General features: G+C 49.5%; 15 protein-coding genes and 1 riboswitch. Of the genes, 10 read left to right on the top strand and 5 right to left on the bottom strand.

What is annotated here, in order from left to right; all coding sequences use genetic code 11:
* Positions 1–20: 20 nt before the first annotated feature.
* The 3 genes from BZG73_RS05985 to panP all read left to right on the top strand — a co-directional run bounded on the left by BZG73_RS05985 (position 21) and on the right by panP (position 3,421).
* Positions 21–842, top strand: a complete 822-nt coding sequence (locus BZG73_RS05985; RefSeq protein ID WP_077577845.1) for an HAD family hydrolase — start codon at positions 21–23, stop codon at positions 840–842.
* A gap of 194 nt (positions 843–1,036) precedes the next feature.
* A complete protein-coding gene (locus tag BZG73_RS05980; RefSeq protein WP_046073298.1) occupies positions 1,037–1,558 on the top strand; it encodes a hypothetical protein in 522 nt (173 codons plus the stop codon).
* A gap of 216 nt (positions 1,559–1,774) precedes the next feature.
* Positions 1,775–3,421, top strand: coding sequence for a pyridoxal-dependent aspartate 1-decarboxylase PanP (panP, locus tag BZG73_RS05975; protein WP_046073299.1), 1,647 nt, complete (start codon positions 1,775–1,777; stop codon positions 3,419–3,421).
* A gap of 91 nt (positions 3,422–3,512) precedes the next feature.
* On the opposite strand, the gene BZG73_RS05970 is transcribed toward panP, so the two are convergent.
* The 5 genes from BZG73_RS05970 to BZG73_RS05950 form a co-directional block, all read right to left on the bottom strand.
* The gene (locus BZG73_RS05970; protein ID WP_046073300.1) at positions 3,513–3,956 is read right to left on the bottom strand and encodes a hypothetical protein; all 444 of its coding nucleotides are present in this window, start codon (positions 3,954–3,956) and stop codon (positions 3,513–3,515) included.
* A gap of 145 nt (positions 3,957–4,101) precedes the next feature.
* Positions 4,102–4,572 carry a DUF2947 domain-containing protein gene (locus tag BZG73_RS05965; RefSeq protein ID WP_046073301.1) on the bottom strand — a complete coding sequence of 157 codons (471 nt, stop codon included), beginning with the start codon at positions 4,570–4,572 and terminating at the stop codon, positions 4,102–4,104.
* Positions 4,573–4,709: 137 nt separating this feature from the next.
* Entirely contained in the window at positions 4,710–5,279 is a 570-nt protein-coding gene (gene hutZ, locus BZG73_RS05960) for a heme utilization protein HutZ (RefSeq protein WP_046073302.1), read from the bottom strand.
* 2 nt (positions 5,280–5,281) lie between these two features.
* Entirely contained in the window at positions 5,282–5,815 is a 534-nt protein-coding gene (gene hutX, locus BZG73_RS05955; RefSeq protein WP_046073303.1) for a heme utilization cystosolic carrier protein HutX, read from the bottom strand.
* Between the two features lie 76 nt (positions 5,816–5,891).
* A complete protein-coding gene (locus tag BZG73_RS05950) occupies positions 5,892–7,949 on the bottom strand; it encodes a TonB-dependent hemoglobin/transferrin/lactoferrin family receptor (protein WP_077667828.1) in 2,058 nt (685 codons plus the stop codon).
* 200 nt (positions 7,950–8,149) lie between these two features.
* On the opposite strand from BZG73_RS05950, the gene BZG73_RS05945 reads away from it, so the two are divergent.
* The 7 genes from BZG73_RS05945 to BZG73_RS05915 all read left to right on the top strand — a co-directional run bounded on the left by BZG73_RS05945 (position 8,150) and on the right by BZG73_RS05915 (position 16,705).
* On the top strand, positions 8,150–8,992 hold the full coding sequence (locus tag BZG73_RS05945; RefSeq protein ID WP_077667827.1) for a heme/hemin ABC transporter substrate-binding protein: 843 nt from the start codon (positions 8,150–8,152) through the stop codon (positions 8,990–8,992).
* A complete protein-coding gene (locus BZG73_RS05940) occupies positions 8,992–10,026 on the top strand; it encodes a FecCD family ABC transporter permease (RefSeq protein WP_077667826.1) in 1,035 nt (344 codons plus the stop codon). Before BZG73_RS05945 ends, BZG73_RS05940 begins: the two co-directional genes overlap by 1 nt.
* Positions 10,026–10,802 (top strand): heme ABC transporter ATP-binding protein, encoded by a 777-nt coding sequence (locus BZG73_RS05935; RefSeq protein WP_077667825.1) that lies wholly within the window; start codon positions 10,026–10,028, stop codon positions 10,800–10,802. The genes BZG73_RS05940 and BZG73_RS05935 overlap by 1 nt, the downstream gene beginning before the upstream one ends.
* A gap of 293 nt (positions 10,803–11,095) precedes the next feature.
* Entirely contained in the window at positions 11,096–12,100 is a 1,005-nt protein-coding gene (locus BZG73_RS05930) for a substrate-binding domain-containing protein (protein ID WP_077667824.1), read from the top strand.
* Between the two features lie 177 nt (positions 12,101–12,277).
* Positions 12,278–12,380: riboswitch (cyclic di-GMP riboswitch) on the top strand.
* 146 nt (positions 12,381–12,526) lie between these two features.
* Entirely contained in the window at positions 12,527–13,120 is a 594-nt protein-coding gene (locus tag BZG73_RS05925) for a TfoX/Sxy family DNA transformation protein (protein WP_077667823.1), read from the top strand.
* A gap of 282 nt (positions 13,121–13,402) precedes the next feature.
* Positions 13,403–15,538, top strand: a complete 2,136-nt coding sequence (gene lpdA, locus BZG73_RS05920) for a dihydrolipoyl dehydrogenase (RefSeq protein WP_077667822.1) — start codon at positions 13,403–13,405, stop codon at positions 15,536–15,538.
* Positions 15,539–15,550: 12 nt separating this feature from the next.
* Positions 15,551–16,705, top strand: coding sequence for an ABC transporter substrate-binding protein (locus BZG73_RS05915; protein WP_077667821.1), 1,155 nt, complete (start codon positions 15,551–15,553; stop codon positions 16,703–16,705).

The following is a 16,705-nucleotide window of genomic DNA, read 5'->3' as shown; positions in this document are numbered from 1 at the left end:
TAGTGAGGATCGCAATACCTATGCCGAATCAGTGTTTGCCCATATCGTCAATGCATGACCACGCCATACGCTGGCGTAACGTGCAATGGCTGTTTACCGACGTCGATGACACCTTGACATGGAAAGGTGAGCTCCCTTGGCAAACACTGAAGGCAATGGCCGATCTCCGTGAAGCCGGCATTCACGTTGTCCCTGTTACTGGCGCGTGCGCTGGCTGGGGCGATCATATGATTAACGCCTGGCCTGTCGATACGGTGATAAGCGAAAACGGTGGCGTGATCCTATGGCAAGAAAACGGTCAGCGCTTCACGAAAATCAATCACGCCGCCCATCAACAGCAAGCTGCGCTACTTGACTGGGTAAACCGCTTACTTCAGCGCTATCCAGCTCGCGCACTTGCTGCCGATCAGTCCTATCGTCTCTGTGAAGTGGCGATTGATATTGGCCAGCATACGCCACGCGCATCCGCAGACGAGATCAATGCATTACTCGACGAGCTTCATGGGCAGGGAGTCAATGCAACGGCCAGTTCGATTCACATTAACGCCTGGTTAGGTAACCACAGTAAAAGACACGCGGCGCAAGAATGGTTAGATCGTTACAGTGTCACAGGAAAGCAAACTCAGCAACGCGCAGCGTTTATTGGCGATTCACCGAACGACAGCGAAATGTTTGCCCACTTTCCTCTGAGCGTCGGCGTCGCGAATATCTCCTCTCACCTTCCGACATTGGCCACCGTACCAACTTGGATCACAGATGCACCGGGAGGGTTTGGTTTTGCCGAATTTGCCCACCACTGGCTGTCGGTACTGTCGAACCCACAAGCTATGTCAACGCGCTAACTGAGTGTGACGTCACAGCTTTTCTGCTACAGGGCTTTTTATATCAATGTGTTATTTAACTTTGTCGCTGGCTCGTTCTACAATATCCGCGTTTTATCATTCACAAAGATGCCCAAACCTCAACGTTTGCGCCCCGCACATGGTTGGTGCGTATAATCATAAAGCGCAAACACGATAACGATTAGGATAATGTTATGAAACGCTATGCCCTTGCACTGGTCGCGGCACTATTGCCGATAATGTCAAACGCTGCGCCTGTCAAAAATGCAGATTGCTATTCGGCCAAGTATCATGATTATGTAGATGCATCGATCAATTGGTACCAAGCGTTGGTCGATATGACGGTGAAAAAAGACGCATCGCTCGATGAGGTTGCACAGTGGTTTTTGCAAGGCCGTAAAAATCACTTTAACCTCAATGCAAAAGCGTTTGATTACTATTTAGAAAATGACAGCGCCAAGCTCAATTTGGAAGCGCCAGTGGAATCTTGGTTAAAACTAGGCCAAGAAGACGTAAAAACACTCGCACAAAGCTCGTTGCCCCCCTCTGCGCTGGCCGAAAAAGTGTTTAACTTCCGCCAAGGCGAAGCCATGGACGGGAACTACGCCCTTCGCAGTGCACTTGCCGATCTGCTAAGTCATCCAAAAGAGATTGATAAGGCACTTAACCAGTACAATGACCAAATGAACAGCATTAACCAACGTCAGTGTCAGTAAACAGGCCGCTGTTTGAGAGCCGGCAACCGCTGGCTCTTTTATCGACTCTCTTTCGCGTGTGCTGTTTCAGCTGTCATCTATCAGTAAAAAAAGCCTGATGCTCTCGCTTTTTTTTGCTATGTTGAGGCCTAATTTCAGTCAGTGATCGTGACCCTACTCTCAATGCGCATGAGAGAGTCACTATTTGGACAGCCAAGCAGATATAAGAAGAACGTCATGGCAACACAAAATAAAGCCGCGGACGCCACACCGGAAACCTTGCACCGGATTTTCACTGTCCCCGAAGCCCCAGATTCAACGCTCAGTCAAATTGAGCAAGCGATCTCTCAGAATCTAAACCGGTTTTTACAAAACCATATTACGGCCACCGAACGGTCGCTCGCTGATATTGAGCGCGATTTTAGCGATCCGGCCATCCCTGAAGACCCCACTTTTGTCTCTGATCACACGCAGTTTCTGCTCGATAAGCTCGTCGCTCAATCGGTACATACCGCTTCACCGCGATTTATCGGCCACATGACCTCTGCACTGCCTTATTTTTTGATGCCGCTCTCTAAAATCATGATTGGCCTCAACCAAAATACGGTCAAAATTGAAACATCTAAGGCATTTACACCGCTTGAGCGGCAAGTGCTTGGCATGTTGCACAACCTGATTTATCAGCAAGACGACGCCTTCTATCAAAGTTGGATGCACAGCGCGAACCATTCATTAGGGGCCTTCTGCTCAGGTGGGACGGTGGCGAATATCACCGCGTTGTGGGTCGCGCGAAATAACGTGCTCAAACCTGACGGAGAGTTTCCTGGCATCAACAAGGCTGGCTTGTTTGGCGCGATGCGTCACTATGGCTATCGCGACCTCGCGATCTTGGTGTCAGAACGAGGCCACTATTCATTGGGTAAGGCGGCGGATGTACTCGGCATTGGCCGCGACCAACTGATCTCGGTTCCTGCAGATAGCCAAAATCGTATTTGCATTGATGCACTCGAAGAGACCATTGCCACACTTAACCGGGACAATATTAAACCGATAGCTATCGTGGGGGTGGCGGGCACCACAGAGACAGGCAGCATTGATCCTCTCAATGCACTGGCTGATATTGCGGAACGTGAGGGCATTCACTTCCACGTTGATGCCGCGTGGGGCGGCGCGACCTTGATGTCAAATAATCAGCGCCACAAACTGGCTGGGATTGAACGTGCCGATTCTGTCACGATTGATGCGCACAAACAGCTTTATGTCCCTATGGGGGCTGGTATGGTGTTATTTAAAGATCCGTCGCTCGTGGCGTCGATCGAACATCATGCGGAGTACATCCTGCGTAAAGGAGCAAAAGATCTGGGGAGTCACACACTCGAAGGCTCTCGCAGTGGTATGGCAATGTTGGTGTTTGCTTGTATGAACATCATTTCTCGCCGCGGTTATGAGTTATTGATCGATCAAAGTATTGATAAAGCGGCGACGTTTGCCGACATGATAACCACAGATCCAGATTTTGAGCTGATATCGGAACCCGAGTTGTGCCTACTCACCTATCGCTTTGTGCCCGCAAAAGTACAAACCGCGCTGGCTGTGGCAAGTGAGGAGCAAATTGAGTTGATGCATGATTTGCTTAACGACCTAACCAAGTTCATTCAAAAGCGCCAGCGCGAATCGGGCAAAACCTTTGTCTCCCGTACACGTCTTACGCCTGAGCAATGGCAACGTCGCACCACCACGGTTTTCCGTGTCGTGCTGGCCAATCCCCTCACCACCGCTGATATTTTGCAAGAAGTGTTGGCGGAGCAGGGTGAAATCGCCAAAGAAAGTGAGTTTGCCTACCCACGCCTGATGACACTGGCTGACAGTATTCTCAAAGCCTAAGTCGGTGCGGTTCGAGCAATAAAAAGGCAGCCCCGTTACGGTGGTGGCTGCCCTATTGCGCTAAAAAATGATGACCTGCGCAGTAAACGGGCTACTTCAGCGGCCCTGCTTTTGGTGACGTCGTTGATTGCAAGCAATGTGTTTGGCTCAGTACTGCCTCGCGTTGATGTTCGATATCAATTTGGGCTTGACGCCACTGCATCTGTACCTGAGATGCCGTCATCGTTCGCCCCGGTTCTGAAAACAAAAACCGCTGCAGCGTGTGATCAAACTCTGCACTGTTCTCTTGTTCGCTGTAGACAATGCCCATTAGCTCAAACGCACGTGTTTTCTCACGCGCCGTACCAATCACGGTGTAGCGCTGAGCCGTATCAAGTGTTTTGTCATAGCGGCAATGGACAAGATCTTGTTGCGCGCCACGCAGTGCTTCATTGAGACCAATGGTGCTGTAATTGCGCCATAAGTCCGACATTTTTGGCAGTGAGCATCCGACCAATAACATCGACAAGCACACTGCGGCCATTATCTTAATCATCACTTCTTCCTACACTGTGCACCGAATACAACGCGTCTCTCTATGGCTGGTCACTTATCAAGACGCATCGCACCGTCACCACGCCCGGCTGTCACATTGGCGCATGGCTACCATTGGTAACGGCACTACCGCTGATAACTTGAGGTCAGTCACGCTTGCCAATCACCACTTCGCCTGATTGCTCAAACATAGCGACTTCCTTACGACGACGCCCAAGCAAAATAGGCTTATCATCGTAGAATAGAAAGTTTTTCCAATACCGTTTAAACACGCCCCATTGGGTTTCGACAATATTATGTTTGTCGTAGCAAAAATAGACCGTAATATTGTCTTCCCAAGGAAAGTTAGCGAGAAACTCTACGGGAAGATCATCATCGTCGTCCCAGGCTTGTTGCCAAACCAGTCGCTGGGTCCAAACGCTTTGATGCGTCGGCCAGTCTTGCTTGCCAAAATGATCCGGTGTTGGGCTGTCTTTACTGATAAATTCTTGCCATAACTGCGCCGCGCGTGCCTCAGCCATGGGTTTAATATCAGCGAGATCCTGTTCGGGAATAGGCAAAGACTGGTGGGTGAAGATCCACTTTCTTTTATATTCAGACAACGGGAGATAATTCATGCTAATCAGGTTATACGCTCTATGATGCCGACAACTTTATCATAATCATCACTGGGTTGTTACTAAGTAAACCCGGACTGAAGCGACACAAGAGTGGCGATGCTTCACACATCGCCGTTTGAGGAAAGCAAACTCGGTTAGTCGTTAACCGCTATCTCATCGGTCGATTGAACATCTTGGCTGTCGCCAAGTTTTCGATGACCTTGGTCAAGGTGTACCATATCGACAAAATCATCACTGCCAACCTGAAAGGCCTGACCAAACCCTTTGACATACAGACCATTTTCCGGCTTTAGACGGAATAAATGGAAGTCAGCTAACCCGCTTAAGCTGTCGATAATATCGCCAAAGCGATGGGTCAGCGCCGAAATCCCCGTTTGCCACTCAGTGGTATCACGCATCACTAATTCAGCATTGGCATCAAAACTAAGGCGCTGGCGCGCATAAATCTGTTTTGCCCCGCTTTCGTCTTCGATCATCATCAGCGAAACCTGGGGGTTTTGTTGTAGGTTCCGAGCATGACGAGCAATTTCACTGATTAAAATATAAAAACCGTCTTCCAACTGTGCAAATGGCGCATAACTCACGTTGGGTTTTCCCTGGGCATCGACGGTTGCTAGCTGCAAAGTCCGACAGTTAGCACGAAAGGCTTCGATTTCTGGGCCAAGGCGGTTTTGTAGGCGTTGTTGTTTTGTCGCTTGATCCATGATTATTGCTCCGGGTCTGTTGGTGTTGAGGTCGCTAACTGCGTTTTTAGTTGATTAAAGGCTTCAACCTGATGTTCAAGAAGCTGACGTTTGTCGTCTCTTCCCACGTAAATTTTAAAGATTGAATCCCCCTGTTCGGTGAAAAAGCCGATATAGTGAGTTGTTTTACCGCGAAAAGGCTTGCTGACGAAGGCAATGCCGGTCATGCGCTCTAATTTTAGGTGGCCATGCATTTCACCCGGCTTTCCCATTAAGTTGTAGTAGCCATAAGCGATCTTTCCTTTCGGAAACGGGGCTTTTACTTCAAAAATTGAGCCACCGGAATGCACAATCGCTGTGACTGGGCCACCCCATTCGGCCACCTGGGTGAAAACGGTTTCCGCATGCTGCCCGTCCACCCACGTTTGATACTCAGCCGGCATGGCACGTACTGCCTCGCCTTCACTCACGCCTAGGGTTTTCGCTATATCAGCAGGCAATATAGAGGCATTATCTGCCAATAGTGCGTTTACCTGCTCGTTTAAAGTGGTTGTCATTGATCACTCCAGCCTATTCTTATTGTGGTGTGTCGTCTCTGAGTGGGTAGGCGTTCACCTGCCCTTTATCTTTGGGTTAAAACTGGTACCGAACATTAAACTTAATATCACGCCCGGGTGACGCGGTTTGCGCCCACGCTTGGGTGTATTGTTCATCGGTTAAATTATCGATCGCGAGATCAAACTTCACCCCATCCCAGGCGCCATTCGGGCTATAACTTGCATACAGATCCCACAGGGTATAGCCGTCGTAGGTGTTGGCATTATTCGTGTCGTCTTGATCGGCATAATGAGAGACGCGACCACCAACACTCACTGGTAACGTCGCCAGCGCGTAGTCGGTTTCCGCAACCCATTTATGAGCGGGAATATTATCTAGATAGCTGCCATCATGCTTATTCTTGCCTTCGGTTTGGCTGTAGCTCAGATTATTGGTAAAACCACCAAGTTGGTGATGCAAGCTAATCTCGATGCCTTCGAGTTTAGCTTCGGGAAGGTTCGTCTTCACCGTGGTGCCATTATACGCCCCCCAAGAGCCGTCTTTAATCGATTGATTTATAAAATTATCGACGTCATTGCGAAAGAATCGAGCATCAATATAACCTTGGTCGATATACTGACTAGACGAAAACGTATAAGTAATATTGAGTTCTTTGTTGGCACTTTCCTCAGGTTTCAAATCTGGGTTGGGCACAAACTGGTTCATTCCAAAATGTGTGCCACTGGCATACATTTCTTCTAAACTCGGGGCTCGAAACGCTTCGCGATAGCTGGCAGTCAATGCTAACTGTTCAGTCGCATTCCAAGTCAATGCAGTTGAAGGCGACCACGCCGTATTATCATGGTTACCAATGGTCGATTCGGGTCGCTTATCTTTCGCATCATAGGCATCAAAACGGACACCCGCTTGCCAGTGCCATGCTTGTCCCAGCGGTACATCAACTTGGGAAAATACGCCGACGCTTTGTGCTTCGGCATCTTGGTTGTCTGGGCGAGAGGTATTGCTTTTATCTCGGACGGTTTCAAAGCGATCTTGATAAGCATCTAGGCCAGTGGTTAGTGTTAGTGCTTTAAACGTCGAGCGGTTCGATAAAGACAAACCCAGCGTTTGCATCTGATTATTATCAAACTCACCTTTATCAACCCGATGCTCATTGACCTCGGTGTCGTTCCAATACAGGCGAGTGTCTAAATCCACCCATGACTGGCTAGGGTTATAGTTGTACGTGAGCGACAGGCTTTGGTCTTCGACTTGGCGATACACGAGGGGCGACGAGGTTGACGGCTCTTCTGTCGTCGGATTAGAGGGAACCATGGCGTCACGTTTACCTTGACGCGCGATGAATGACCACTGGTGATCCAAAGAAGGCGTAAACACCAGTTTAGCAAACCCGCCTTTTTCTCGATCCGCAGAATACGACAAGGTCTTGCCATTGCCTAATTGGCTATCGTCGCTATCGTGATAGTAGCTTTGTACTAGCCAATCAACCGTCTCCGTGCGACCAAACACCGCACCGCTTGTACGTGAGGCGTTGTCGTTGCTGTGGAAGCCTTGTTTGACATAGCCACCCAAGGTTTCTGTGCCAGAGAGAAAGTCACTGGCTGATTTGGTGTTTTGTGCGAATACACCGCCTAATGCACCAGACCCCCACAGCGTACTGGAAGGGCCTCGGACCACTTCGACTGAACTGAGCAATTCAGGATCGATGAATAGACTGGAACGATGGCCGACCGAAAAATTCTGACGGGCACCATCAACAAGCTGGATGACGCGGCCGTTGTCACTGCTAAGGCCTCGAATGCTAACAGACTGAGCGGCATCACGCCCTCCTCCGAGTACGGAGACATTGGGTAAATGACGAATCAAATCCGTGACATTACTTCCCTGGCGTTTCTCTATCTCTTCCAATGACACTGTACTCACCGCCACGCCAGCGTTCGCTTTTTGCGTGTCCATACGACTTCCGTAGACAGAGAGCGTCTCTACAGGGCTAGCCTCTTTAGACTGGCTGGCGGCACTCGCGCTCTCAGCGACGGCCTGAGGCGCAACAGTAATCGTACTTAGCACGGCCCCGACTGCCAAGGCGACACGGTGGCTATGCTTTACTGTCCAAATATCCTTTCTGGTTTTCATAACGGTTCTCTATGCCTTACTGCAAATGCGACTTATCATCATTTGAAGGTGATTCTATTGATCGAGAACAGGAATGCAAACGATAATTGATCTTATTTGTATTGGGTAATATATTGTCTGCGTTCATGTCGCACGGTGTGGCGACCTAACCAGCATATAAACCACTCGACACTACTGACACTGAAAAATAAGGATAAAGCATGGCAACCGCTGCTGTTCGACTGATTGCCCTCATGATGACACTCGTTTCATTTTCAATTCACGCATCGCCACGCATAGTGAGTGCGGGGGCAAGTGTTACTGACCTACTGATTGATCTGGGGGCAGAAAAACAAATTGTGGGGATTGACGCCACGAGCCAGCTCGATAGTAAAGATGTTCCCAATATCGGCTATCACCGTCAGCTAGCGGTGGAGGGGGTGCTCTCATTATCACCCACGCTTTTATTGGGCTCTGACGAAATGGGCCCCAAACCTGTATTAACAAAGCTCGACAATGCCGGGGTTAAGGTGGTTGCGCTACCCAGTGCACCGACGGTGGCGGCACTGAAACAGCGCATAACCCAAGTTGCCAACCTCACAGACAAGCAAAGTAAAGCGGCACCCCTGCTTCGTGCGGTCGATGGAAAACTCACGCAACTGAAACGTCGCGCCCTAGCGTCGACACAGCAGGGGGTTTTCTTACTTGTTCACCAAGGTCGTCCCGCGAGTATTGCCGGCGCGAGCACGACACCCAATACGCTCATTGAGCTTATCGGCGCGACTAATCCGGCTGCCAATACGGTTACCAGCTATAAACCCCTCTCACCCGAGGCGTTGCTCGGTTTTAATCCCGATTTTATTTTGGTGATGCAACGTTCTTTGGACCAATTGGGTGGCCTAACGGGACTTGCCAATGCCGTCCCCTTGCTAGAAAACACCCAAGCTTTTCAGCAAAACAAGATCCTCGCGATCGATGGCAGTGTGTTGGTTGGCGGTTTGAGCCTGAAAAGCTTAGATGAGGCGCTTCGTGTGCAATCACAGTTAATAGAGCTTAGCCAGTGATGCCATTACAGATACAGCATCCTTATCAGCGACTCTTTCCCGCGCTGATCATTTTGTTGCTTGCCGTATCGGTGACCTCGATTGCAGTCGGTCAATGGCAGTTAGGTTGGCTCGTCAGTCTACAAAGTCTAACGCCTTGGCAAGACCAGCTTGAGCCTCATGTATTAGCCATCGTGCAGCAAGTCAGACTGCCCCGAACGCTGCTTTGCTTATTTGTGGGCGCTTTACTCGCCGTTTCCGGTGCATCAATGCAAGGACTATTTCGTAACCCTCTCGCGGATCCTGGGATTATTGGTGTCTCAGGGGGGGCGTCTCTAGGCGGTGCACTGGGGCTGTTGTTATTGTCATTTGGCAGTACAAACATGGCGTTTCACTTATCAGTGCCTCTATTTGCTTTTTTTGGTGCACTTTTCGCAACGTTATTTGTATACCGAATCGGCACCACCGCGATGGGCACGTCCGTTACCGTCATGCTATTGGCCGGTATTGCTATCAGCGCGCTATCAGGCGCGGCGCTGGGAATGATCAACTATGTGGCCGACAATCAAACCCTACGCGATATCGCATTGTGGTCTATGGGATCACTGACCGGTGCCAGTTGGGGGCAAATCGTTTTAACTGGGGTGGCGTCTGTCGCTCTCACGGTGTTTGCTTGTTGTCGTGCTCATCAGGTGAATGCTTTATTGCTCGGTGAAAACGAAGCCGCGTATTTAGGGATAGATATTCACCGCCTAAAACGTTTGCTGATCATTGCAACCGCTGCCGGGATGGGCGTATCCGTTAGTGCTGCGGGATTGATTGGGTTTATTGGCTTAGTGGTACCGCATATTGGCCGCCTGATCGTTGGGCCCGACCACCGTATGCTCATCCCTTTATCTGCAGTATTGGGGGCACTTTTACTCACGCTTGCCGATATTATTGCTCGAGTGATTGTCGCACCTGCGGAGTTGCCCGTAGGCATTATTACCGCTTTGATGGGCGCACCTTTTTTTATCTGGCTTCTTATTCAGCAACGACAAACGATGGTGCACTAATGTCTCGTACGGCGCTTCATGTTCAACACCTTCATTACACCCTTGCTCAACGCCCACTGCTTCGCGACATCAATGTCGCGTTTCAAAGTGGACAGTTACATGTCTTACTCGGTCCGAACGGAGCGGGTAAAAGTACCTTGCTCAAACAGCTGATGAGTGAGCAACACCAACAAGGCGACGTATTGTTTTGGTCAGCGTCAAGAGCGACATGGCCTCGTGATACATTCGCGAGACAGGTTGCCTTTTTGCCGCAAACCAGCGGGTTAACCTTTGCGTTTACGGTTAWAGACGTCGTCGAAATGGGCGGCACACCATTAAAAGCAAACCGTAAACAAATCCGAGCGTTAGCCGAAGAGCAGCTACATCAATGGCATGTATCTCATCTTGCACATCGTGCCTACCCCACTCTGTCGGGCGGTGAAAAACAGCGTGTGCATATGGCGCGTATTTCCATGCAATTAGCGCACACTGAACCGACTCGTGCCATGATGATGCTTGATGAGCCGACATCTGCCCTTGATATTAGTCACCAACACCAAACGCTCATGCAGTGCCGGGCACTGGTTGATCAAGGAATGACAGTGATCATCGTACTGCATGACCTTAACCTTGCCAGTCGCTACGCTGATTATCTTTATTTTATGAAACAAGGCGAAATGGTTCTCTCGGGAACGCCTTGGCAATGCTTTACGCACCACCAGATGACTGAGATTTATCAACACCCACTCACAGTAATGACACACCCAACGCATGCTTGCCCACTGATAGTGACGTAATGACAATTTTGCCGACTGTGAAGAAAATGAGATCACGCTGCAAGAGCATAGCTGGGTCACAAAACCACCTGTTGATGATGGCTTGCTCATCAGACCAATTGCGACTGAGCAGCAACCTAAGTAAACTGAGACCGCAACCGATTAACTATGAGAATGGATGAAATCGGATTCGTTACCTTCGCAACCCTCTGATGAGCCGGGATTGTGAAAGACAACGCCGCTGCGTTACAGCGGCGTTTTTCTGTAAGGTCGCGAGTAACGATCCCAAGGCTTCACAATATAGAAGAATTAAGATGGCAACGATTAAAGATGTCGCGCGTCTCGCGGGCGTTTCAACCACCACGGTTTCACACGTTATCAATAAGACCCGCTTTGTCGCAGAGAAAACAACCGAGAAGGTTTGGCAAGCCGTTGAAGACCTTAATTATGCGCCAAGTGCGGTCGCGCGTAGTTTAAAGTGTAATACGACGCGCACGCTTGGTATGTTGGTGACCAAATCAACCAACCCTTTTTTCGCTGAACTGGTTCACGGTGTAGAAGATTATTGCTATGAGCAAGGTTATACCCTGATCTTATGTAATACCGAGGGTAACCTAGAAAAACAGCGTGACTATTTACGCATGTTGTCAGAAAAACGTGTCGATGGTTTGATTGTGGTGTGCTCGGATCTCAATGAAGATCTCATGCTGCTGTTAGAAAAGAAACGCGATCTCCCGATGGTGGTAATGGACTGGGGAAGTCATCATATCAACACCGATCGCATCGAAGACAATGCCGAGTTAGGCGGATACCTGGCAACCAAACACTTTATTGACAATGGCCATACCCAAATAGGCTGTATTTCCGGTCAAATGGATAAAAATACTTGTAAACAACGACTAGCAGGATTTTACCGTGCACTGGATGAAGCCAATATAACAGCGAACCCTGACTGGATCGTAGAGGCTGATTTCGAGGCAGATCAGGCCAAAGTCGCTGCGCAACAGTTCATTGATATGACTCATCGTCCCACGGGCGTGTTTTGCTTCAACGATATTATGGCGCTCGCCGCAATTAGCACCTTTAACCAAGCGGGGTTGCAGGTACCTGAAGATATTTCTGTGATTGGTTATGACAATATTGATCTGACCGAGTATTACTCACCACCACTGACGACCGTCCACCAACCTAAACGGCGACTCGGTAAGACCGCTGTTAAACTCTTGCTTGCACGCATTAACGATAATGATACGCAACAGCAAGTATTTGAAATGGATCTCGAGCTCATTAGTCGGGAATCTGTAAAAACGATAAMTTAGTGTTTTATAATAACTTTTTAAGCTGCCATATCATTGGGCATGGTGGCTTTTTCCCCTTTCTTAAGCCAAAAAGAGCCTTTACTCTAACTTGTCAATTGCAAACTTTTTGAACCAAAATCACACTTTGTGTGGTTAGTGAGGGCGACATCACTGTCTAATTATTATATGCTTATCCCTGTTTGAACAAGGCAAACCATGGCGAAAGCATGGGACGCAAAGCCACCGGCCTATGGACGCTGATAAAATTCAATCAGTTAGTTACGGTAGCGGGGTTGCCAGCATCATTGTTATAAAGCTGAAGATAGCGCCAAAACTTACGATGTATCATCGTTGAGATTTTGATAACTCGCTGACAATTCTGCCTGTTTGCCTTGTTACACTACGGTACTATTTTTTAGGCATTTGCATTCATCGAGATTGTTATTAATGGATAAACCAGCTTTAAAAGACGCGATGCGTTTATTTGCCGATTTTGGCAATATCAAATCCCGATCCATGTTCGGCGGATTTGGCTTATTTTGCGAAGACACCATGTTCGCCCTTGTCGTCAATAACACCCTTCATCTACGCGCCGGCAAAGAAAACGAAGCTTTACTTAAACAACAGGGCCTCGCTCCCTATGTATACAAGAAACGTGGTTTCCCGGTGGTCACCAAGTACTTTGCCATTCCTGATACTTGGTGGGACAATCACCAAAAACTCATCAGTGAAGCTAAAAATGCACTCGATGTTGCCATTCGCGATCGTTCGCTAAAAACCGAAACCAGTCCGTCGCGATTGAAAGATCTCCCAAACCTTCGACTCGCCACCGAAAGAATGCTGAAAAAGGCAGGGATCGACTCGCCTGAATCCCTTCATCAACAGGGAGCAGTCAACGCCTACAAAGCACTCGTCTCTGCACATGATAAAGACCTAAGCTTGGAGCTATTATGGTCACTAGAAGGCGCGATTACTGGCAAACACTGGTCAGTTGTCCCTCCCCAACGCCGCCAAGAGTTATTACAACATCTAGAGAAATAACACCTCACAATAACACTCTCTACTCTGACTCTACTTTTTCTGTGAGCAATGTTCGCGTCCAACACCGCCTTAGGGCGGTGTCGCTTCTCTCTTTTCGCTCAAAAAAGCGTCAACCACACTTTTTTTACACTCCATGTGAAAGTCTCCTGCGATCGATCAGGTCTGATTCAAGGTACGATTAAGAGCACAGTTTCTTAATGCAACAGAAAAATCAGCCAGTTAATTAATCTACAGCACCTAATGTTATAACTGGATCCTATTTGCTACCTGACGAGATACCGTATGCCAATAAAAAAGATCTTACTTGGCTTTGCGATTGCTGCACTTATTACCCTCTGGTTTAGTTTTGATCTCAGCCAGTGGCTGACACTGGAAAACGCCAAGGCGCAACAAGCGGCATTGAACGATTACATTATCGAAAACGCGACCACCGCGAGCTTGGTGTTTTTCGCCGGCTATGTGGTGATGACCGCCCTGTCGTTGCCGGGAGCGGCGGTAGCCAGTCTATTGGGCGCAGCACTCTTTGGCTTTTGGTGGGCATTGGTGTTGGTCTCATTTGCTAGCTCGATTGGCGCCACCCTCGCCTTCTTGGTGAGTCGCTTTATGTTACGCGACTGGGTCCAAGCCAAATTTGGCAATAAGCTCGATACCATTAATCGTGGCATTGAGAAAGACGGCAGCTTGTATTTGTTGACCCTCCGCCTGATCCCTATTTTCCCGTTTTTTCTGATTAACTTGGTGATGGGGCTAACCTCGTTCAAAACCCGCACCTTCTATTGGGTCAGTCAGCTCGGTATGTTGCCGGGTACCGCAGTCTACGTGAATGCAGGGACCCAACTGGCCCAAATCGATGCACTCGGCGATGTGGTGTCTCCCTCGGTGCTTGGCTCTCTCGCATTACTGGGTGTCTTCCCACTACTGGCAAAGTGGGTCATGGCTTGGATCACGCGTCGTAAACGCTATCAAGGTTGGAACAAACCTCAACAGTTTGACCGCAATATGGTGGTGGTCGGTGCCGGTGCAGGCGGCTTGGTATCGAGTTATATCGCTGCAGTGGTAAAAGCAAAAGTCACACTGGTTGAAAAAGGTTCGATGGGAGGTGACTGCCTAAACACCGGATGTGTTCCCTCAAAAGCGCTAATACGCGCGGCGAAAACCATGCGAGAAATTGGCAAGGCCAAAACGTTTGGCATTCATACCCAAACGCCAGCTGTTGATTTTTCAGCGGTGATGACACGGGTTAAACAAGTGATTACCCACATTGAGCCTCACGATTCGGTCGAGCGTTACACCAAACTCGGCGTGGAGTGTGTGCAAGGCGAAGCGCACATCGTTTCGCCATGGGAAGTTGAGGTGAACGGCGAGCGACTGACCACTCGCAACATCGTGATTGCCACAGGCGCACGCCCCATGCTGCCCCCCATTCCTGGTTTGGCAGAGGTCACGCATTACACCTCGGATACGATTTGGTCTCTGACTGAGCTGCCACCACGGTTATTGGTTTTAGGCGGTGGCCCCATTGGCGCGGAATTGGCGCAAAGCTTTTCATGCTTAGGCAGTCAAGTGACGCTCGCGGAAATGGCCGACCAACTTCTCAGCCGCGAAGATAAAGATGCCGCCCAATTGGTTGAACAGGCGTTAGAACGTGACGGCGTCACGGTTTTAACACAGCACAAAGTCAAAGCATTTGAACACAGTGATAATGAGCAAATCGCCTTACTCGATGGGCCTGACGGTGAGAAAACCGTCGCATTTGATGCGGTGCTGGTCGCGTTAGGGCGCAGTGCCAACACCAAAGGATTTGGTCTCGAAAAGCTCGATATTCCAGTGACCGCGCGTGGCACTATTCAAGTCAACGAGTATCTGCAAACCGCCTATCCCAATATTTATGCGGTGGGTGACGTAGCGGGGCCGTTTCAGCTCACCCACGCCAGTGCCCACCAAGCGTGGTATGCCGCCGTGAATGCACTATTCGGTCAATTCAAACGCTTCCGAGCCGATTATTCAGTGATGCCGGCGGCGACTTACACCTCGCCAGAAGTCGCGCGCGTAGGTATCAATGAAAAAGAAGCCAAAGCTAATCAGCAAGAAGTGGAAGTGACCTATTACGGCATTGATGATCTGGATCGCGCGATTGCTGATGGCAATGATCATGGTTTTATTAAGGTGCTGACACCGAAAGGAAAAGATACCATTCTGGGAGTGACTATTGTTGGCGAGCATGCGGGCGAGTTGCTCGCAGAATTTACTCTCGCCATGCGGCACGGGTTAGGACTAAATAAAATTTTGGGCACCGTCCATCCGTATCCGACCATGAGTGAAGCGGTGAAGTATACCGCTGGGATGTGGAAACAAGCCCATGCACCCGAGAAGCTGCTTAACTGGGTCGAAAAGTATCATCGTTGGATGCGTCACTAATTGAAAAGGAAGATGACAATGAAACACTGGATAGCGGCGTTAACATTGGCAATTGCGAGTACTGCCAGTTTTACTGCCTCTGCAAGCGCGGAAAACAACAGTTGGGAAAGAATTGAGCAACAAGCCAAAGGTCAAACTGTTTACTTTAACGCATGGGGCGGCAATCAAGAGATCAATGCTTACCTGCGCTGGGCAAGCCGCGAGTTACAACGCGATTACGGTGTCACACTTAAACATGTCAAAGTGGCGGATATCGCTGAAACCGTCAATCGCCTGCTTGCCGAAAAGACCGCCGGTAAGGATAGCGGCGGCAGTGTCGATATGGTTTGGATTAACGGCGAAAACTTCAAATCGATGAAGGAAAATGATTTGCTGTACGGCCCTTTTGTCAGCACGCTCCCCAATTGGCAAATTGTCGATAAAAGCTTACCGGTTGAAGAAGACTTCACTGAGCCAACAGACGGCCTCGAAGCGCCTTGGGGGGTGGGACAGCTGGTGTTTATCCATGATCAGAAAACCTTGGCTAATCCGCCTCGATCATTTGCCGAGCTGCTAGATCTAGCTAAAGCATTCCCTGGCCGTATCAGCTATCCCAAACCCCCTGAGTTCCACGGCACCAGTTTTCTGAAAGCGGCGTTACTCGAGCTCACGGACAGCCGCGAGGCACTTTACTTGCCGGTTGATGAGGTGGATTTTGACACCGTGACCGCACCATTGTGGCGCTATCTCGACCAACTGCACCAAGTCGCTTGGCGCGAAGGCGCGCAGTTCCCATCGGGTAGTGCTGAAACTATCCAATTGTTGGACGATGGTGAGCTTCTCGTCGCGATAGCGTTTAACCCCAATGCAGCAAAAGCGGCGGTGGCCTCTGGAAAACTTGCCCCATCAGCGCGTGCGTTTGCCTTTGACCAAGGCGCGCTGTCTAACATTCACTTTATGGCGATTCCATACAACGCTAATGCCAAAGCCGGCGCCATGGTCGCCATCAACTTCTTAATGAGCGAAAAGGCACAGCTGCGCAAAGCCGATACCCAAGTATGGGGCGATCCACCCGTTGTGAAGCTGCCTGACACCGCCGAAGTCAGCCGCTTTAACACCCAACCCGAGCCACACCCAAGCTGGCAAACCGCGCTTGAGCGCGCTTGGCTGAAACGCTACGGCCAATAG

The organism is Salinivibrio siamensis (assembly GCF_001996005.1).
Taxonomy (GTDB): domain Bacteria; phylum Pseudomonadota; class Gammaproteobacteria; order Enterobacterales; family Vibrionaceae; genus Salinivibrio; species Salinivibrio siamensis.
The sequence above is the reverse complement of the archived record's forward strand: the minus strand, read 5'-3'. Positions and strand labels throughout refer to the sequence as shown.